Below are 19,241 nucleotides of genomic sequence, written 5' to 3'. Positions count from 1 at the left end.
CTTACAGTTGGAGGTTCACCGTGGCAGTTACGATCACCATCCCCACCGCGCTGCGCCAGTACGCCGGGGGCCAGGCGAGCGCCAAGCTCGCCAGCGGCAGCATCCGCGAGGTGCTGGCCGCCCTGGTCGAGCAGCACCCGCAGCTGGGCAAGCAGCTGCACAACGAGCAGGGCGAGCTGCGCAGCTTTGTGAATATCTATGTGGGCGATGAGGACATCCGCTACCTTCAGGGCGCGGAGACCCAGGTGCCGGATGGCGAGACCGTCAGCATTATTCCAGCGATTGCGGGGGGCAGCTGTTGATCGCAGCGCCAGCGGGCACTGGCCCGGCGCACGCGATCGCAGAGCATCACTATGACAGATACGCAGCTTTCAAATGAGGAGATCCGCCGCTACTCGCGCCACCTCATCCTGCCCGAGTTCGGCATGGAGGGCCAGCGCAAGCTGAAGCAGGGTAGCGTGCTGCTGATCGGCGCGGGCGGCCTCGGCTCGCCCCTGGCGCTCTACCTGGCGGCGGCAGGCGTGGGCCACATCGGCCTGCTCGACTTCGACGTGGTCGATGAGAGCAACCTGCAGCGCCAGATCGCCCACGGCACATCCACCCTGGGCATGCTCAAGACCGAGTCGGCCAAGAGCCGCATCCAAGACCTGAACCCGAACGTCGAGGTGACCACCTACGAGACGCAGATCACATCCGACAATGCGCTGGACCTGATCCGCCCCTACGACGTGGTGATCGACGGCACCGACAACTTCCCCACCCGCTATCTGACCAACGACGCCAGCGTGATGCTGGGCAAGCCGAATGTCTACGGCTCGATCTTCCGCTTCGAGGGCCAGGCCACCGTGTTCCACCCCAAGGACGGCGGCCCCTGCTACCGCTGCCTCTACCCCGAGCCGCCGCCCCCCGGCCTGGTGCCCAGCTGCGCCGAGGGCGGGGTGCTGGGCGTGCTGCCGGGTGTGATCGGCACCATCCAGGCCACCGAGGCGATCAAGCTGCTCACCGGCATCGGCGAGACTCTGATCGGGCGGCTGCTGCTCTACGATGCGCTGAACCTCCAGTTCCGCCAGCTGAAACTGCGCCGCAACCCCAGCTGCCCGGTATGCGGCGAGCACCCGACCGTGACCGAGCTGATCGACTACCAGATGTTCTGCGGCATCACATCCGAGGTCCAGGCGGCGGAGGATGTGGAGGAGCTGACGCCCAAGGAGCTGGCCGCGTGGCTCCAGCAGCCCGAGAAGCCCTTCCTGCTGGATGTGCGCGAGGCCAACGAGTGGGAGATCGGCCACCTGCCCGGCGCGGTGCGCATCTCGGTGAACGAGCTGCCCGAGCGCATGAGCGAGCTGGACACCTCGGTGGAGATGGTGGTCTACTGCAAGTCGGGCGTCCGCAGCGCGCGCGCGATCAATACGCTGCGCCGCGCCGGGTTCCGCAAGCTGAAAAACCTGGCCGGCGGCATCATCCGCTGGTCGGAGGATGTGGACCCGAGCGTGCCGACCTACTAGGCGTCACGCACCACGCATAGCGCAGCGGCCAGGGGCAAGCCCCTGGCCGCTGCGCTGTTTTCTGAGTACTCGCACACGCCCTTCCCCGACTTGCACACGCCCTTCCCCAAACACCTATCCATGCCTCTATTGATGCAACGTGGCACGGAGCGCATCCGAATGCACCGTGAGCATCGGATGAATGTGCGATGAACGCGGCGCATCTGCTGAGGGGCAGCGCCTCCCTAGCGCTGACGCAGCCTATCGCGCAGGCGCTGCCACGGCGGGCGGGCGCGCCGCGTGTCGGCGTCGCTCACGGGGCGGGGGTTGTACTGGGCGGCCACGAACGACTCGGTGAGCGCGGCGATGTCTGGCTCGGCCTCGGGCAGGGCGCTGGAGAGCGTGGCCGCGTACTCGCGCGGGGTCTGGGCCGGGCGGCGGGCCACGCCTCCCCTGGCGGCGCGGCGCAGGGTGGAGAGGTAGAAGTAGCGCACCATATCGCGCGGGGCCAGCGCGCCCAGCCGCAGCCGCAGCCTGCGCAGCGCGGCGGGCGCGGGCGCGGGCCGCAGCCGCTGGCGCACGGCGCTGCTGGCCAGCGCCGCCCAGCGCCGCCCGCCGCGCCAAAGGCGGCCTAGCCAAGCCCACAGGTCGCGCAGCGGCCCGCCCAGCAGCCGCTCGGCCAGCAGCGGGTGGCGCTGCACCACCGTCACCAGGGCGTAGAGCACCAGCGCCGCCATGCACAGCCAGAACACCATGGCCGAGGCCAAGTTGGGCTGGTGCTCGGCCTGGGGCGGCGCGGGCGGCATGGCGGGCAGCGCCCCCGCCGCCTCGGGCGGGATGGACTGCCCGCCGAACAGCGCCATCAGCGCCGCTGGGATGAGCGCCAGCATGCCGAACACCCACACCACCAGATAGCCCACCATCAGCAGCGCGTAGCCCACCAGCCCCAGCGAGGCGTGCAGCGTCTCTAGCAGGCCCATGCCGTAGCTGCGCGGCAGCAGCGCCAGGCCCAGCGCCGCCCCGGCCACCATCAGCCAGCTCGACACGCCCCAGCGCCGCTCGACATCCGGCGCGATGCTGGCCCCATCCAGCCACCAGCGGCTGCGCAGCAGGGCCAGCCGCCCCCGGCTGTAGAGCATGAAGCCGCAGATCAGGTAGGCCAGCGCCCCCGCCACGCTGGCGGGCGGCATGGGCACCGAGGGGCCGCCCAGCACCTCCATGTTCACCGAGGTGACACCCAACGCCACTAGCAGCGCCGCCCCGCCGAACAGGAAGCGCCGCCCCACCTGGCGCAGCGCCTCGGCCTTGTCCTGCAGCACCAGCTGCATCATGCGCCGGATCTCGTCGCTGGGGATGCTTAGCTCCAGCGGCTTTGGCTCCAGCTGGCAGAGCGATTCCATGGTGATGTGGGTGAGCCAGCCAGCGCCGCAGGCCGCCGCCAGCACCAGCCAGAACGGCAGGTCGAGCGCGCCCAGCGGGTCGCCCAGCCAGCGCCGCGCGTCGGCGGCCAGGTCGGCCCCGCCGCTCAGGCTGGCGGCCACGCGGGCCAGCATGGCCAGCACCAGCAGCTCGGGCGCGAGGTAGTGCAGCAGCTCGCTCAACCACATGCGGTCACGGCGGTAGGTGCGGTGCACCACGCCCGCCTCAAGCGCCACCAGCGCCACCAACGCCACCGGCAGCGCAGGCGACCACGCGGGCATCAGCCGCCCGGCGGCCCCGGCCAGCACCGCCGCCAGGCCGGTGAGCATAATCATGTTGAGCAGCACGCCTTGGCGATACATCGCGGCATCTCTCTTCCTGTGTCGGATCGTCTCGCCTCTAGTGTACCGCTTTACCACCAAGACACCAAGGGAACGAAAGAACCGTTTTACCATCAAGACTCCATTGGTGGTAGAAATCTCCGCGTCTTCGCGGTGAAACAGGCCCGCTGCCCGATTGCGCAGGGCCTAGCCCCGTGCTATAATCGCAGCCGACAGACGATGACGGAGACGATGTAGGCCCGTCGCCCGCTTGCAGAGAGCCGCCGGATGGTGCGAGGCGGCAGCGCGGCACCTGCCCAATCCCCTCCACGAGTCGCCCGGAAAAGCGGCGCGCACGCGCCAGCCGAACCGAGGCCGGGTGCGCCCGTTAGCGCGCAGCGAGCGATCGCCGTGGCACAAAAAAAGCCCGCGATCGGAATGAAGGTGGCACCACGAAGGCTCACAGCGCCTCTCGTCCTTTTTCTTATGAAAAAGAGGATGGGGGCTTTTTTATTGGCATGCGACACCGGGGGGCAGCTATGCGACTACCGCTGAGCGATCGAGCGCTGACCGCGCTCTATGCCGGGGCGCTGCGGGCGCGCGGCGTGTGGTGGTGGATCACCAAGCCGCTGCTGGTGGGCGTGCGCATCTTGGTCATCCAGGGCGACCATGTGCTGCTGGTGCGGCACCGCAGCGGCCCCAGGCCGTGGTCGCTGCCGGGCGGCGGGGTGGGCCGACGCGAGCCGCTAGAGCAGGCCGCCCGCCGCGAGTGTTACGAGGAGGCCGGGGCCATGGTGCAGATCGAGCGGCTGCACGGCATGTACCACAGCTTCGCGCTGGGCATCACCAACCACATCGCGGTATTCGTGGCCCAGGGCAGCGCCACGCTCATCCCCCGCGACACGCTTGAGATCGCCGAGGCCCGCTACTTTCCCATGGACGCCTTGCCCGAGGGCATCGAGCGCGGCAGCGCCCGCCGGATCGACGAGCACCGCGCCAGAAAGAGCGGCCTGACCGACGCCTGGTAGAGAAGGAGAACAGCGCATGGCACCATACAAGCCCATCCTCGGCACCCTGGCCTACATCCTGTCGCCCGACAGGCGCTCGGTGCTGATGATCCATCGCAACACCCGCCCCGACGACGTCCACTATGGCAAGCACAACGGCCTGGGCGGCAAGCTGGAGCCGCAGGAGGACGTGGCCAGCGGCATCCGCCGCGAGGTGCGCGAGGAGGCCGGGATAGAGATCGAGGAGATGTCGCTGCGCGGCACGGTCAACTGGCCGGGCTTCGTGGGCGACGAAGACTGGCTGGGCTTCATCTTCCGCGTGGACCGCTGGAGCGGCACGCCGCTGACGGCCAACCACGAGGGCACGCTGGAGTGGGTGCCGGTCGACCAGATCCAGTCGCTCAACCTATGGGACAGCGATAGGCTCTGGATCGATATGGTGTTCGACGACGACCCCCGCCCGTTCCACGGCATCGCACCCTACGAGGACGGCAAAATGATCTCGTGGAGCTTCGTGCGGATCTAACGCTATACAACGCCTTGTTTAGATAGAGGAGACTCTCATGCTGGATATCAAGCTCATCCGCGAGCAGCCCGACTTTGTGAAGGAGGGCTTCAAGCGGCGCGACGAGGACCCCGCGCTGGTCGACCAGGTGCTGGGGCTGGATGAGCAGCGACGCACGCTGCTGAAGGACGCCGAGACCCTGAAGGCCACCCGCAACGCCGTCTCGAAGGAGATCGGCAAGATGAAGGACGCCGCCGCCCGCGAGGCCAAGATCGCCGAGATGCGCGCCGTGGGCGACCAGATCGCCGAGCTGGACAAGCAGATCGCCGAGACCGAGGCCGCCTTCACCGCGCTGATGCTGGCCCTGCCCAACATCCCCGACGCCCGCGTGCCCTACGGCCAGAGCGACGCCGACAACAAGGTGGCCCGCACCGAGGGCACCCCGCGCGAGCTGGGCTTCGCGCCCAAGCCCCACTGGGATCTGGGCGAGGCGCTCGACATCATCGACTTCGAGCGCGGCATCAAGATCTCGGGCAGCCGCTTCTTCGTGCTCAAGGGCGCGGGCGCGCGGCTGCAGCGCGCCCTGGTGACCTGGATGCTCGACCTGCACACCCAGAAGCACGGCTACACCGAGATCCTGCCGCCCTATGTGGTGAAGGAGGAGGTGCTGGTGGGCACCGGCAACCTGCCCAAGTTCGGCGACAACCTGTTCCGCGTCGAGGGCCAGGACATGACGCTCATCCCCACCGCCGAGGTGCCGGTCACCAACCTCTACCGCGAGGAGATCCTGGAGCCGGGGCGGCTGCCGATCTACCACGTGGCCTACACGCCCTGCTGGCGCAACGAGCAGATGAGCGGCGGGCGCGACGTGCGCGGCATCAAGCGCGTCTACCAGTTCGACAAGGTCGAGATGGTGAAGTTCGTGGAGCCGGAGAAGAGCTACGACGAGCTGATGGCGCTGATCGACAACGCCGAGGACGTGTGCCGGGGCCTGAAGATCCCCTACCGCCTGCTGGAGCTATGCACCGCCGACCTGGGCGTGGCGGTGATGAAGTACGATCTGGAGATGTGGGCGCCCGGCGTGGGCGAGTGGCTTGAGGTCAGCTCGTGCGGCAACTTCGGCGACTACCAGGCCCGCCGCGCCAACATCCGCTACCGCCCCAGCCACGGCGCGAAGCCCGAGTTCGTGCACACGCTCAACGGCTCGGGCCTTGCCCTGCCGCGCGTGATGATCGCGATTATCGAGAACTACCAGCAGGAGGATGGCAGCATCCTGGTGCCCGAGGTGCTGCAGCCCTACATGGGCGGCCTGACAGTGATCAAGTAGCGCCTGCGGCGCAGCTGGGGTACGCCCCGGCTGCGCCACACGTCGGGGGGAGCCGCCACACGATCAGGAGCGAGAGGCGAGACCGCATGAGCACAGTCGAGGCGAAGCTGCGGCGCGGGTTCGGGCTGCTGGCCCGCGCATCCAGCGACAGCGACCTGATGGGCGTGGCCCTGCTGGCCATCCATAGCGCGCTGGAGGAGCACATGCGCGGCGCGCTGGCCAGCACGCCCGCCGTGGCCGAGGACGACCGCCAGCGGCTCATCCGCCGCGAGCTGAGCTGGGCAGCCCTGGCCGACCTGGCCCAGCGCCACCTGGCCCTGGCCGACACCGAGCTACAGCTGGTGCTGGACGCCCAGCACGTGCGGCGCGGCTTCATCCAGGGCCGCCCCTTCGCGTGGCGCGCCGCCGACATGCTGCGCTACGGGCGCTTCGTCGCCGTGTTCTGCGGGGCCGAGGGCATGCTGGATGAGCTGACCAAGGCCCGCCGCACCGCCGAGCGGGCGCGCGAGCAGCCGCCCGAGCCAGCCGAGCCAGCGCCCAGCTGGAACCGCGACATGCTGCGCCTGGCGATCATGGTGGCGGTAAGCGGCATGCTGTGCGCCGGGGTATTTGCCACTTACCAGTGGGTCGGCCAGGCCCTGCGCGAGCTGGATGCGCCCACCGTGCCGCAGGCCGCCGCCACCGCTGGCGCGCTGCCCACCGCCATCCCTGGGCGCACCGGCACCCTGGTCAACCTCGGCGGCGGGCCGGGCTGGCTGCACGAGCAGCCCAGCTTCGACAGCGCCACCATGCCGCCGCGCCTCGCCGAGGGCGACCGCCTGCGCATCATCGACGAGCCGACGGTGGAGGCCGACGGCACCATCTGGCAGCTGGTGGAGGCCCAGGGCTACCGTGGCTGGAGCCCGCTGAACAACGTGCGCGCCGACGCCCGGCCCTAGTCGGCGGGCGCGGCCACCGGGCTGTGGGCAAAGGCGTACTCGGACACCACCCGCCCGCCGATCAGGTGCTCCTGGATGATCCGCTCCAGCACCTCGGGCGTGCACGAGTGGTACCACACGCCCTCGGGGTAGACCACCGCCACCGGCCCGAAGGCGCAGATCCGCAGGCAGTTGGCCTTGGTGCGGTAGATGCTGGCCTCGGCCAGTTTTGGCTCCAGCTCCTTCAGCCGCTTCTTGAGGAAGTTCCACGACTCGATCCCCTCCTTGCGCCCGCAGCACTTCGCATCGCTCGGGTCGGCGCAGAGGAAGATGTGCCGCCGCACGCTCTGCAGCCCGTAGGTTGCGGCCAGCTCGGCCAGCTCTTTCTGCATCTTCTTCGCCTTCATGCTCTTCTCTTTCAGGTGCACCATTTCCCGCCATTGTAGCACGCGCCAGCCAGATTCCTCACCAAGAAGGGAACAAGAGCGCCGTTTTACCACCAAGGCTCCAAGACTCCAAGATTTGGAGCGAGCCATGGAGCGCACCCTGATGCCCCGCGCCACAAAAAAAGGCCCGCCTTGCCGCAATGGCAGGGCGGGCCAAACACCACGCGCCTAGCGCTGCGCTCGACCGTGCGGGCCAGACTGGGCCAGCATCTTCACGCGGGGCATCAGATCCAGCCACCACTGCTCGCGCACGCGCTGCAGCGTCATATCGGCGATCGCGGGCAGCTCGACGATCGGGGTGTAGTCGATATGGCCGTGCATCAGGCCGATCATCGCCGCGCCCGGGGACTCGTTCTCGCTCTCGGCGATCAGGTACTCGACCGAGCGCGCCGCCAGCCGGGTGGCCTGGATGCGGTCGAAGGGCGAGGGGTTGCCGCCCTGCTGCAGGTGGCCCAGGATGGACTGGCGCACCTCGAACAGCGAGCCGCCCGCCTCCTCGAACAGGGCCTGCATGAAGCCGGTGGTGTAGATGCGGTTGGCCTTCTCGTTGCGGATGAGCAGCGCCAGGCGCTTGCCGTTCTGGAAGCCGTCCAGCAGCATGCGCACGTCCTTCTGCAGGTCATCCAGGGTCACGCCCTCCTCGTGCAGGTAGACGCGCTCCGCGCCGCTGGCCAGGCCGCTCATCAGCGCCAGGTAGCCGCAGTAGCCGCCCATCACCTCCACGATAAAGGTGCGGAACGAGGCCACCGCCGACTGCTTGATCTTATCGACCGCCTCGATGATATTGTTCAGCGCGGTATCCGCGCCCACGCTGATCTCCGAGCCGGGCAGATCGTTATCGATCGTGGCGGGCAGGCAGATCATGGGGATGCCAAACTCGGCGAAGCGGTCGCGGGCCGCCTGGAGGCGGTAGACGCTCTGGTAGCCAGCCCAGCCGCCGATCATCAGGATGCCCTCGATGTTGTGGCGGCGCAGCGTGGCGGCCACCGTAGGCAGGTCGGCCTCGGCGGGCACGAACCGGCTGGTGCCCAGCTCGGAGCCGCCGATCGAGTTCCAGCCGCTCACGCTGGTCCAGGTCAGCTCGCGCACCTTGTCCTCCATCAGGCCACGGAAGCCCGACTCGATGCCCAGCATGGTGTGGCCCTTGTCGATGCCCAGCCGCACGGCGGCGCGCACGGCGGTGTTCATGCCGGGGGCCGCGCCGCTGGCCGTCATCACCGCCAGGCGCAGGCGGCGCTGGCCCTGCACCGGCTCGTGGGGCAGCGCGCGCACCAGGGTGCGCAGGGTGCGGAAGGCGTCCGAGAAGCTGCCGCCGCGCATCTCCATCGCGCGGTCGTACTCCTTGGCCGCGATCGCCTTGGCCACGGCGCGGGTCTCCTCCACCGCCGCCATCAGCGGGTAGCGGGTGATGCGGTTCTCGCGGATGCCCATGACCATGGACTCGCTGTCCGGCCCCATGGCCAGCACCTCGTCCACCGCCGCGCAGCCCACTAGGGTGCTCATCCAGCGGTCGAAGGCGCTAGGCGAGCCGCCGCGCTGCACGTGGCCCAGGATGGTGACGCGGGTATCCTCGCCCAGGCGCTGCTCCAGCACCTGCTTCACGTAGTCGGCGTGGATGGGGTTGCCGTCGCGGTCGCGCGCGCCCTCGGCCACGATCACTACGCTGTCGCGCCGCCCGATCTTGCGGCCCGCCTTGAGGATCTCGCACATGCGCGACTCCCAGTCGGCAAGATCCGGCGGGTTCTCGGGGATGAACACCCAGTCGGCCCCGCCCGAGATGCCCGCCATCAGCGCCAGGTAGCCGCAGTTGCGGCCCATCACCTCCACCACGAAGGTGCGCTGGTGGCTGGCCGCCGTGCTGCTGATCGAGTCGATGGCCTCGGTGATGCGGTGCAGCGCCGAGTCCGCGCCAATCGTCATGTCGGTGCCGTACATATCGTTGTCGATCGAGCCGACCAGGCCCACCACGTAGAGGTTGGGGTGCTGCTCGGCCAGCTCGCGGCTGATCTTGCCGGTCTCGGCTAGCTCGGCGATCAGGCCAGGCCACTCCTCGCGAAACTCGTTCGCGCCGCTCAGGCTGCCGTCGCCACCCACCACCACCAGGTGGTCGATGCCGCGCTCGATCAGGTTGCGCGCCGCCGCCAGCAGGCCATCGCGCTTGCGGAAGGCCGCGCTGCGCGCCGTGCCGATCTCGGTGCCGCCGCGCTGCATGATCCCGCCCACCGAGTTCCAGTCCATCTTGCGGATGTACTCGCCGCCCTCGTACATGCCCTGGTAGCCTTCGTAGATCGCGAAGACATCAATATCTCGCTCGAGCGCGGCGCGGACCACAGCGCGGATAGCCGCGTTCATGCCCTGCGAGTCGCCACCGCTTGTCAAGACGCCAATTCGTGAGACTGCTGGGGTATCCATTCTATTCTTCTCCCTCGCACTTGAACGCATTGGAGGAGCCTGCGGCAATCGGCAGCCAGGCAGCGGCGCGGCGGAAAGGGCTGGGCGCACACGGGCGGCGGTCGCATGCCCTCGGGGGCGCGGCGGTGCCAAAAGGCTGGCCCGATACACGGGCCGACATCCTGGTGTCGGCGGTGCCACAAACAGAACGCCGGGCCAGCCATGCTGTCTCGGCGTCAACGTCATTTGTCAAACCATCTCTTTCTGACCGCTCTATCATACCATGTTCTCCCCCCGGTAACAACGGCCTTGCAGCCGATCTCCCCCATCGCAAAGCCGTGTATCATACGGCACACACAACACCAAGCCTGACGGTACCCACCTCTCAGCGCGTAGCAAGCGCGCTGAGGGCTCGGATGCGTGCGCGCAGCACCATGTCCCGCCCCGCCAAATGCCAACAAACCTGAACGCAAGTGAAGAAACAGCACCCTAGGCGGCGGTAAGTTGGTACAATAGATACTTCTGGCAGCGGGCGCGCTCAGGCACAGGGAAAAGAGAGGAGGAGAGCGTGCGGTACTTTCGCAACCTTGACGACGAGCGGCAGATCGCCAGCGATGAGGAGACGCTGCGGCAGGATCTGGAAGCGGCCCAGCAGACGATCCGTCGGCTCGCCCACCAGATCCGCGCCGAGCAGGGCCGCTGCGAGGATGTGGCCCGCAGCTACAACCAGGTGGTCGCCAAGCTGGTCACGATCTCGCGCGAGAACGCGGCGGTCGAGCACGAGCGCGACATGTGGCGGCAGCGCACCGAGCAGCGCAGCGCCGCCGCGCCCCGTGGGTTCGACATCACCCCCGACGAGGCGCGGGCCATCCGCAAGGCCATGGCGCGGCTGCACCACCCCGATCAGGGCGGCGACCCCGACCGGATGAAGGAGTGGAACGCCATCCTCGACCAGCTTGAGGGCTAGGCTAGGTCGGATGCGGTCGCGGCATCGGGCGGCAGCGGCGGCGTGTAGGCATCCAGCGCCGCGAACACCTCATCCACGCTGCGCACCACCGTCACCAGGCGGCGGTGGCGCTCGTGCGCGAATGACTGGGCGAAGATCTGATCGAACATGGCCAGCAGCGGGTCGTAGAAGCCATCCACATTCACCAGAAAGATCGGCTTGTCGTGGTAGGCCAGCTGGCGCAGCGTGGTGATCTCCAGCAGCTCCTCCAGCGTGCCGAATCCCCCCGGCAGCGTCACAAACGCATCCGAGCGCTCATCCATGATCCGCTTGCGCTCGCGCATCGTCAGCGTCACCACCAGCTCATCGGCGTCGATATAGCCCACCTCGCGATCCAGCAGCGCCTGCGGGATGATCCCGATCACGCTGCCGCCCTCGGCGTGCACCTGGCGGGCCACCGCGCCCATCAGGCCCACGCTGCCGCCGCCGTACACCAGGCCCCAGCCGCGCTGGGCGATGCCCGCGCCCACCGCGCGCGCGGCGGCCTTGTACGGCTCGGGCACCAGATCGCTTGAGGCGCAGTACACACAGATATTCATGGGTTGTCTCCCTCCTGCTTGGACGCTGGGCTGAGATGCTGCGCCCTGCTTTCATCGTAGCATGCTGGCGGCTGGCCCGCTTCTTGCGCTACCGCCCCCGAGCTATCGTAGGAGGAGCGGGCCATGACCACCACCTTTGACACCGAGCCGGGCGGCGGGCTCGCGCGCGAGCAGCTGCCGCCCTACACCGAGATGCAGCACGCCTACCACCGCTCGCGCCAGCCCGAGCTGCGGCAGATCGTGGGGGCGCTGCCGCTGGGGCCGGGCAGCCACGTGCTCGACGTGGCCTCGGGCGACGGCTGCCTGAGCATGCTGCTGGCCGAGCGCGCCGCCCGCGTGGTGAGCGTCGATCTCTCCCCCGCGCTGCTGGCCGAGGCCCAGGGCCGCGCCGCGCGCGCGCCGCATGGCCAGCGCGTCAGCTTCCAGCTGGCCGAGGCGGGCAGGCTGGCCTTCCCCGACGGCGCGTTCGACCTAGCCTGGTGCGCGCAGAGTATGTTCAGCCTGCCCGACCCGCTGGCCGCCGTGCGCGAGATGCTGCGGGTGGTGCATCCGGGCGGCCACGTGGCCGTGCTTGAGAACGACAGCCTGCACCACATGGTGCTGCCCTGGCCCGCCGAGCTAGAGCTGGCGGTGCGGGCGGCGCAGCACGCGGCCCTGGCGAGCCGCAGCCCTAGCCAGGCCACGGCCAAGTTCTACATCGGGCGCGACCTGGGCGGGCTGCTGGCCCAGGCGGGCGCGGTGGATGTGCGTGTGCTGCCCTTCGCGGTGCAGCGCCGCGCCCCGCTGGCCGCCGACGAGGAGCGCTACCTCGCCACACACCTCGCCGAGCTCGGCGCGCTGATCGCCCCCCACCTCGCCCCTGAGGCCACGCGCGCCTTCGACATGCTCACCCGCCCCAGCTCCCCGCTGTTCATGCTGCGCCAGCCCAGCTTCCAGATCACGCATATCGAATTGTTGGCCGTGGGGCTGCGCGCAGGCTAGGCCAGATCGGCCCGTGTGCCCTTCGATCTCCGACCATATGTCGCAGAGGAAAAGATCGCAGATTCAAAAGTTAGAAATGTATTTATTTCGGGCACGGCGACACTGTTAGAGCACAAGGGCGACAAACCGTTACGATAGCACAGAGGAGTCCTCACAATGACCCAGCGACGGATTTTTCTCACCGAGGGCCAGCGCCAGGAACTTCAGCGGCTGCGCGACAGCGCCGCCAAGGCCTATCTACGCGAGCGGGCAATGGCCATTCTGCTCGTCGCCGATGGCAAGCCAGCCGCCACCGTGGCCCGATCCGGGCTGGTGCGCTATCGCAAGGCCGACACCGTGTACGACTGGCTCAACCGCTACAGCACCGAGGGCATCGATGGCCTGCAGATCCGCGAAGGCCGGGGCCGCCGCCCGCGCGCGCACGCCGTAGGTGAGTAATGGGTAGGGGGGGTGCGGAGCGCCATGCCGGCGCCCTCCCTACACAGCTTTCTCCTCGCCAGTAGCCAGCGCCGGGGTGCTCACCACCGCTGGCTGCGGCTCGGGCCGGTGGGCAAAGGTGCGGAACCCCTCCCCCAGCACCTCGCTCACATCACCGATGATCAGGAAGGCATGCGGATCGGCAGCCGATACGATGTTCTTCACAAAGCTGATCTCATTGCGCGACACCACGCACAACAGCACCGCCCGCTGATCCCCTGTATAGCCCCCCTTCCCCTCCAGCATGGTCACGCCGCGCCCAAGATCGTGCAGTAGCGCGTGCGTCACCGCCTCGGGCTTGCTGCTGATGATCAGCGCCTGGCGCGCGCTGCCGCCCGCCGCCAGCGTGTAGTCCAGCACGAAGCTGCCGATAAACGCGGCCAGGATGGCGTAGAGCACCGGCTCGGAGCCATAGCTGAAAAATGCCCCGCCGAACACCACAATGTTCATCACCAGCAGGCTGCGCCCAGGCTGGATGCCGAAGCGCTGCTCCAGCAGCCGCGCCAGGATGTCGATGCCGCCGGTGGTGCCGCGCGCGCGGAACACCAGACCCACGCCGATGCCATCCAGCAGCGCCCCATAGAGGATGTAGAGCAGCGGATCCTTGGTGACCGAGTGCATGAAGGGCGCGAGCAGGTCGATCGCCACCGAGACTACCACCGTGGCGTAGAGCGTGCGCACCCCAAACATGAACCCGCCCAGCTGCCTCCAGCCGATGATAAACAGCGGGATGTTGGCCGCCAGCGTCACCACGCCGATCGGCAGGCCGAAGAAGCTGTAGAGCATCATAGCCACGCCCATGATGCCGCCCGTCACCACATTATTTGGCACAAAGAACAGGTTGATCGACGCGGCCACCAGCACCGCGCCCACCGTCATCATCGTATAGTCTTTTAGCACCGGCCAGATCTGTTTCATCTTCATCTCAAACCTCACAGGTCAAAACGCAGGCCGCCGCTCTACGCGGGCGGGCCGTAGCAGTAGTGTTTGTTAAAAGGCGTCCGCAGGCCGCGCCGCCAGCGGCCCGCGCCCATGGCACAGCCACGCCCGACGCGCGTCCTCCGCGCGTCGGGCGTGGTGGGGCAGCGCTAGGCGTCGCGCCCGACGTTCCAGCGCAGATACGACTCGATAAAGGGTTCGAGCGCGCCATCCAGCACCGCCTGCACATCGCTGGTCTCCTGGTCGGTGCGGTGATCTTTGACCAGGGTGTAGGGGTGCAGGTAGTAGGTGCGCATCTGGCTGCCGAAGTCGGCCTGGCGGTACTCGCCCTTCAGCTTGGCGCGCTCCTCGCGCTGGCGCTGCAGCTCGCGCTCCAGCAGCCGCCCGCGCAGCACTTTCATGGCCGTCTCTTTGTTCTGGATCTGCGAGCGCTCGTTCTGGCACGTCACCACGATCTGCTCGGGCGTGCCAGGGCGGTAGGTGATGCGCACCGCCGAGTCGGTGGTGTTGACGCCCTGCCCGCCGTGCCCGCCCGAGCGGTACACGTCGATCCGCAGATCCTCGGGCTTGATCGTGACCTCGGGCGCATCATCGACCTCGGGCATGATCTCCACGCCCGCGAACGAGGTCTGCCGCGTATTGCCCGAGTTGAACGGCGAAAGCCGTATGAGCCGGTGCACGCCCGCCTCGGCCTTGGCGTTGCCGTAGGCGTAGGGGCCGCGGATCTCCAGCGTCACGCTCTTGATGCCCGCCTCGTCGCCCTCGCTGCGCTCAAGCACATTCACCTTGTACTCGCGGCGCTCGGCCCAGCGGATGTACATACGCTCCATCATCTCGGCCCAGTCCTGCGCATCGGTGCCACCCATCCCCGCCTTGATTGAAAGGAAGGCGTCGCGGTCGTCGTAGGGGGCGCTCAGCAGCACCGAGATCTCCAGCTCGTCCATGGTCTTGACGGCGGCCTGCAGCTCGCGGGCGATCTCGCCCAGCAGATCCTCGTCGCCCTCGGCGTCGGCCAGCTCCAGCAGCTCGCCCAGTCCCTCGATCTGGCCGCCGATCGCATCCCAGCGGGCCACATCGGCCTTCAGCTGGCTCAGCTGGCGCATCAGCCGCTGGGCCTCCTGCGGGTTGGACCACAGCCCTGGGTCGGCGGTGCGCTCCTCTAGCTGGGCTATCTCCTCCTGCTTCGCAGCGAGGTCAAAGCCGCCCGCGGACGCTGGCATCGCGCAGCCGCAGGGCCTCCAGTTCGGTGTATAGGTTCTCGTTTGTCAAAGTCTGCTCCAACAGTGGTATCGTGCCGCCCGCGCGGCGGCGTGCGAATAACGTGCGCGCCCTAGCCTATCGCCCCCGCGCGGCGCACCAGCCGGGGCAAGATCTCGGCCACGTCGCCCGCCAGCGTGATGGTGGCGCTTGCGTCGAGGTAGGTAGGTGATTTATTGATCTGGATGACCTTGGCGCCGCGCCGCAGCGCCTCCAGCGGCATCTCGCTCACCGGTGCCACCTCCAGCGAGGTGCCCGCCACGATCAGCAGGTCGCACTGGTGCAGCGCCTCGATGGCCAGCCAGTAGAGGCCCATGGGCAGCGAGTCGCCGAACAGCACGAGGTCGGGCTTGAAGGCCCCACCGCAGCTGCAGCGCGGCACCTCGCCCTGGCGCACCTGGGGGATGAGCGGCTCGCTGGGCACGCGCTGGCCGCAGGCCACGCAGGTGGCGCTGCGCAGGTGGCCGTGCAGCTCGAAGACCTCGTGCGAGCCTGCCTTCTGGTGCAGCCCGTCGATGTTCTGCGTGATGATGGCGCGCAGCTGGCCGCGCCACTCAAGCTCGGCAAAGGCGTAGTGGGCCGGGTTGGGCTTGGCCAGCAGCACTTGGTCGAGCAGCGGGCCGATCCAACGGTAGAACTGGCGCGGGTCGCGGGCGAAGCCCTCGACCGAGGCCACCAGCATGGGGTTCTCGCTAGCCCATAGCCCCGAGCTGCTGCGGAAGTCGGGGATGCCCGAGGGCACGCTGATGCCCGCCCCCGTGAGCGCCACGATCCGCTCCGAGCGCTGAATAAGCGCCGCTGCTTGCTCGCTCTGCTGATCCATAGTGCCTCTTCTTCTCCATGGCCATTATGTATCGTACCATATGCCCAACCCCACCGCAAAGGCGCGGCGCACAACAAAGCGCCCGCACCATGCCGGTGCGGGCGCTTCTGTGGAAAAGGACATCGCCGCTGTGGCGCTAGCGGGCCGCCACTCCGGCGATGCCCTGACGCTGACTACTCATAGGCATCACCTCCTTTGTGCCTGAACGGCATTTTGCAAAGTCGATGCTGGTATTATAGCGACCAGCCGAGGAAAAAGCAAGGGGTTTTCCGCACATATTTTCGCCCGCCACGCCTGCTCTGGCGCTGTTCTTGCTTCTAGGGCGACAGCATGCGACAAATCGAGCATGCTTTTCGTAGAACCTATATCGATACCTGCCCGCCGCGCCATACGCTCGGCGGGTCTACCTAGCCCCAAAGGAGCTTCCCCCTATGACCACGATCTCCTCCCCCTCGTATGGGCAGGATTCCCCCGAGGCCCAGCCCCGCCCAGCCCAGCGCTGGTGGCTCATCCTCGGCTTTCTGCTGCTGCCGCTGGTGCTGGCGCTGCTCGGCTGGCTGCTCGGCAGCCCGGGTGCCGAGCTCGGGCAGATAGCCCAGGGTGCGGTCGAGGCACTGCCGTTTATGCTGCTGGCGGTGCTGGCCTACCTGGGGCAGCGCCACGCCCTGGGCATGGTCGGCGCGCTGCTGGCGCTGCTGGCGCTGCTGGGCGGCGGCGGGCTGATGATCATGCTGGTGAGCTGGACAACGCTCGCGCCCAATATGCAGGCGGGCGACCCGACCCTGGTGGATGGCGGTGGGGCCAAGCTGGTGTGGCTGGGCGTCGGCGTGCTGGCCGCATGGGTGGCGGCAGGTATTGTGGCGCTGCCCCCAGTGCGCCGGAGGCTCAGCCGGGTCATCCCGATCGACCCGTCGTCGTTTGTGCACACCGTGATGCTGTCCGTGGTGGTCGGCACCACGCTGCTGTGCTTCCTGCCGCTGGTGGTGCTGGGCGAGCCGCCGCTGCTGACCATGGTGCGCCAGATGGGGCTGGGCGAGTCGATCAACGAAGGCCGCAGCGACACCGGCATGCTGCTGAGCACGATCTACGGCCTGCTGTGGCTGGTGCCGGCCACGGTGTTCGCGGTGGGCTACGGCCAGGTGCGCAGCCTGCGCCAGACCTGCCAGCGACTGGGTCTGGTGCGGCCCTCGCTGCGCCAGGTGGCCGTGGGCCTGGGCGCGGCGGTGGCGCTGGTGCTGGCCGTCACCGCGCTCTCGGCTGGGGTAGATTGGCTGTGGGGCGCGCTGGGCTGGCCCAAGACCGACAGCGAGGCCTTCGGCAGCCTGCTCAGCTTCGCCATCAGCCCGGTGGGCGCGGTGGTGATCGGCGTCACCGCCGGGCTGGGAGAGGAGCTGGCGGTGCGCGGCGTGCTGCAGGCCAGGGCGGGCATCCTGCTCTCCAACCTGTTCTTTGTCAGCCTGCACGCCCTGCAGTACAGCTGGGACTCGCTGCTGGTGGTCTTCTTGGTCGGCATGGCGCTGGGCGTGCTGCGCAAGCGCACCAACACCAGCACCAGCGCGATCGCCCACGGCACCTACGATTTCCTGCTGATCCTGGCAAGCGCGCTGCAGATTCCTGGCCTCGGCGAGTAGCGCTTGGCCTATAATGGCGGCAGCAAACCGCGCCACTACCCAAGGAATCACGTCGTGGAATCTCTAGCAGATCGGATCGCGCAGATCCAGGAGCGCATCGACCGAGCCGCGCGCGCCGCCCAGCGCGACCCGCAGACCGTGCGGCTGATCGGGGTCTCGAAAACCTTCCCCATGGAGCGGATCGCCGAGGCCCTGGCGGCGGGCCTGCGCGACTTCGGCGAGAGCCGCATCCAGGAGGCCGAGCAGAAGATCCTGGGCCTGCCGGGCCAGGGGGCTAGGTGGCACCTGATCGGCCACCTCCAGTCGAACAAGGCCAAGCGCGCCGCAGCCCTGTTCGACTGCCTTCACTCGGTCAATAGCCTGCGGCTGGCCCAGGCTATCTCCCGCCATGTGCAGGAGGCCGGGCAGCCGCCCCGCGAGGCCCTGCTGCAGGTCAACGTCTCTGGCGAGGCCTCCAAGGAGGGCTTCGACCTAGCCATGTGGCAGGATCGCCCCGCCGCCGCCCATGGCTTCTTCGCCGATGTGGCGCAGGCGCTGGCCCTGCCGGGGCTGCGCATCACCGGCCTGATGACCATCGCGCCCTATGGCGATGACCCGCTGCCCACCTTCCGCGCCGCCCGCCTGCTGCGCGAGGAGCTGGCCCGCCGCTTCCCCGCCGCGCCCTGGGCCGAGCTATCCATGGGCATGTCCGAGGACTTCGAGGCCGCCATCGCCGAGGGCGCGACCATGGTGCGGGTCGGGCGGGCGATCTTCGGCCAGCGCTAGCGCTTGTGAAAGCGCCACGCCGCATTGCGCTTTGTCAACGCATATGCTAGGATAAACCCGCTTTGCGACAGAGAACACCATCCTCATTGGCTCAAGGAGTATCGACGATGAGCATCCTGATCGATAACAACACCCGCTTGGTTGTCCAGGGTATCACCGGTAACGAGGGCACCTTTCACGCCCGCGCCATGCTGGACTATGGCACCAACGTGGTAGCTGGCGTCACGCCGGGCCGTGGTGGGCAGCAGGCCGTCGATGGCAGGGTTCCCGTATTCAACACCGTCGCCGAGGCCGTGAAGGCCACCGGCGCAAACACCTCGGTGATCTACGTGCCCGCGCCCTTCGCCCCCGACGCCATCCGCGAGGCTGCCGCCGCCGGTATCGCGCTGATCGTCTGCATCACTGAGGGCATCCCCGCCAACGACATGATCGCCACCTACGCCTATGTCCAGGAGAAGGGCGCGCGCCTGATCGGCCCCAACTGTCCCGGCCTGCTCACCCCCGGCGCGGCCAAGGTCGGCATCATCCCCGGCAACATCGTGGCCGCTGGCCCGGTGGGCGTGGTCTCGAAGTCGGGCACGCTCACCTACGAGGCGGTCGATGCGCTCACGCGGCTGGGCCTGGGCCAGAGCACGATCGTGGGCATCGGCGGCGACCCGGTCATCGGCACCAGCTTCATCGATGTGCTGGCGCTGTTCCAAGCAGATGCGCAGACCGAGGCGATCGTGCTGATCGGCGAGATCGGCGGCGACGCCGAGATCCAGGCTGCCCGCTACATCAAGGAGCACGTCACCAAGCCGGTGGTCGGCTTTATCGCCGGGCAGACCGCCCCTGAGGGCAAGCGCATGGGCCACGCGGGCGCGATCATCTCGGGCGGCGAGGGCACCGCGCAGGAGAAGATCGCCGCGCTGGAGGCGGTGGGTGTGAAGGTGGCCCGCCAGCCCACCGACATCGCCCTGCTGGTGAAAGAGGCGATGCAGGCGTAGGATCGACCCGCACAGCACGGC

At 68.3% G+C, this 19,241-nt stretch carries 17 protein-coding genes and 1 pseudogene; 11 read left to right on the top strand and 7 right to left on the bottom strand.

Annotated elements, in window-relative coordinates:
* Positions 1-20: 20 nt before the first annotated feature.
* Positions 21-1,505: pseudogene (moeB, locus tag F8S13_13110) on the top strand (molybdopterin-synthase adenylyltransferase MoeB).
* Positions 1,506-1,729: 224 nt separating this feature from the next.
* Here the strand turns inward: moeB and F8S13_13105 are convergent.
* Positions 1,730-3,265: a DUF4129 domain-containing protein gene (locus tag F8S13_13105; protein ID KAB8142495.1), complete on the bottom strand. Its 1,536-nt coding sequence runs from the start codon at positions 3,263-3,265 to the stop codon at positions 1,730-1,732.
* A gap of 476 nt (positions 3,266-3,741) precedes the next feature.
* Here F8S13_13105 and F8S13_13100 point away from each other — a divergent pair, with 476 nt between their 5' ends.
* From F8S13_13100 to F8S13_13085, 4 genes are all read left to right on the top strand, one after another.
* A complete protein-coding gene (locus tag F8S13_13100) occupies positions 3,742-4,251 on the top strand; it encodes an NUDIX domain-containing protein (protein KAB8142494.1) in 510 nt (169 codons plus the stop codon).
* 16 nt (positions 4,252-4,267) lie between these two features.
* A complete protein-coding gene (locus F8S13_13095) occupies positions 4,268-4,756 on the top strand; it encodes an 8-oxo-dGTP diphosphatase (GenBank protein ID KAB8142493.1) in 489 nt (162 codons plus the stop codon).
* Positions 4,757-4,793: 37 nt separating this feature from the next.
* Positions 4,794-6,062: a serine--tRNA ligase gene (gene serS / locus F8S13_13090; GenBank protein ID KAB8142492.1), complete on the top strand. Its 1,269-nt coding sequence runs from the start codon at positions 4,794-4,796 to the stop codon at positions 6,060-6,062.
* An 86-nt stretch (positions 6,063-6,148) separates the two neighbouring features.
* Entirely contained in the window at positions 6,149-7,000 is an 852-nt protein-coding gene (locus F8S13_13085; GenBank protein ID KAB8142491.1) for a hypothetical protein, read from the top strand.
* On the opposite strand, the gene F8S13_13080 is transcribed toward F8S13_13085, so the two are convergent.
* Together F8S13_13080 and F8S13_13075 are read right to left on the bottom strand one after the other, a co-directional pair.
* On the bottom strand, positions 6,997-7,371 hold the full coding sequence (locus F8S13_13080) for a (2Fe-2S) ferredoxin domain-containing protein (GenBank protein KAB8142763.1): 375 nt from the start codon (positions 7,369-7,371) through the stop codon (positions 6,997-6,999). The genes F8S13_13085 and F8S13_13080 overlap by 4 nt on opposite strands.
* Positions 7,372-7,593: 222 nt before the next feature.
* On the bottom strand, positions 7,594-9,837 hold the full coding sequence (locus F8S13_13075; protein KAB8142490.1) for a 6-phosphofructokinase: 2,244 nt from the start codon (positions 9,835-9,837) through the stop codon (positions 7,594-7,596).
* 547 nt (positions 9,838-10,384) lie between these two features.
* Here F8S13_13075 and F8S13_13070 point away from each other — a divergent pair.
* Positions 10,385-10,783, top strand: coding sequence for a hypothetical protein (locus F8S13_13070; GenBank protein ID KAB8142489.1), 399 nt, complete (start codon positions 10,385-10,387; stop codon positions 10,781-10,783).
* On the opposite strand, the gene F8S13_13065 is transcribed toward F8S13_13070, so the two are convergent.
* Entirely contained in the window at positions 10,780-11,361 is a 582-nt protein-coding gene (locus tag F8S13_13065; protein KAB8142488.1) for a TIGR00730 family Rossman fold protein, read from the bottom strand. The two genes, F8S13_13070 and F8S13_13065, sit on opposite strands and share 4 nt — an antisense overlap.
* 123 nt (positions 11,362-11,484) lie before the next feature.
* Between F8S13_13065 and F8S13_13060 the strand changes: the two genes are divergently transcribed.
* Entirely contained in the window at positions 11,485-12,342 is an 858-nt protein-coding gene (locus F8S13_13060; GenBank protein ID KAB8142487.1) for a methyltransferase domain-containing protein, read from the top strand.
* A gap of 156 nt (positions 12,343-12,498) precedes the next feature.
* A complete protein-coding gene (locus F8S13_13055; protein KAB8142486.1) occupies positions 12,499-12,780 on the top strand; it encodes a helix-turn-helix domain-containing protein in 282 nt (93 codons plus the stop codon).
* Positions 12,781-12,819: 39 nt separating this feature from the next.
* Here F8S13_13055 and F8S13_13050 read toward each other — a convergent pair whose 3' ends face one another.
* The 3 genes from F8S13_13050 to F8S13_13040 form a co-directional block, all read right to left on the bottom strand.
* The gene (locus F8S13_13050; protein ID KAB8142485.1) at positions 12,820-13,743 is read right to left on the bottom strand and encodes a YitT family protein; all 924 of its coding nucleotides are present in this window, start codon (positions 13,741-13,743) and stop codon (positions 12,820-12,822) included.
* A 164-nt stretch (positions 13,744-13,907) separates the two neighbouring features.
* A protein-coding gene (locus F8S13_13045; GenBank protein KAB8142484.1) for a peptide chain release factor 2 occupies positions 13,908-15,027 on the bottom strand; the annotation gives its coding sequence in 2 pieces (ribosomal slippage) (positions 13,908-14,954 and positions 14,956-15,027; 1,119 coding nt in all).
* A 61-nt stretch (positions 15,028-15,088) separates the two neighbouring features.
* Positions 15,089-15,838 carry an NAD-dependent deacylase gene (locus F8S13_13040; protein KAB8142483.1) on the bottom strand — a complete coding sequence of 250 codons (750 nt, stop codon included), beginning with the start codon at positions 15,836-15,838 and terminating at the stop codon, positions 15,089-15,091.
* A gap of 431 nt (positions 15,839-16,269) precedes the next feature.
* Here F8S13_13040 and F8S13_13035 point away from each other — a divergent pair, with 431 nt between their 5' ends.
* From F8S13_13035 to sucD, 3 genes are all read left to right on the top strand, one after another.
* Complete coding sequence (locus F8S13_13035) at positions 16,270-17,469, top strand: CPBP family intramembrane metalloprotease (GenBank protein KAB8142482.1); 1,200 nt, start codon at positions 16,270-16,272, stop codon at positions 17,467-17,469.
* Between the two features lie 54 nt (positions 17,470-17,523).
* Positions 17,524-18,234 (top strand): YggS family pyridoxal phosphate-dependent enzyme, encoded by a 711-nt coding sequence (locus F8S13_13030; GenBank protein ID KAB8142481.1) that lies wholly within the window; start codon positions 17,524-17,526, stop codon positions 18,232-18,234.
* A gap of 107 nt (positions 18,235-18,341) precedes the next feature.
* Positions 18,342-19,220, top strand: coding sequence for a succinate--CoA ligase subunit alpha (sucD, locus tag F8S13_13025; protein KAB8142480.1), 879 nt, complete (start codon positions 18,342-18,344; stop codon positions 19,218-19,220).
* The last annotated feature ends 21 nt before the right edge of the window (positions 19,221-19,241 follow it).

This window comes from Chloroflexia bacterium SDU3-3 (genome assembly GCA_009268125.1).
Taxonomy (GTDB): Bacteria; Chloroflexota; Chloroflexia; order Chloroflexales; family Roseiflexaceae; genus SDU3-3.
The sequence above is the reverse complement of the archived record's forward strand: the minus strand, read 5'-3'. Positions and strand labels throughout refer to the sequence as shown.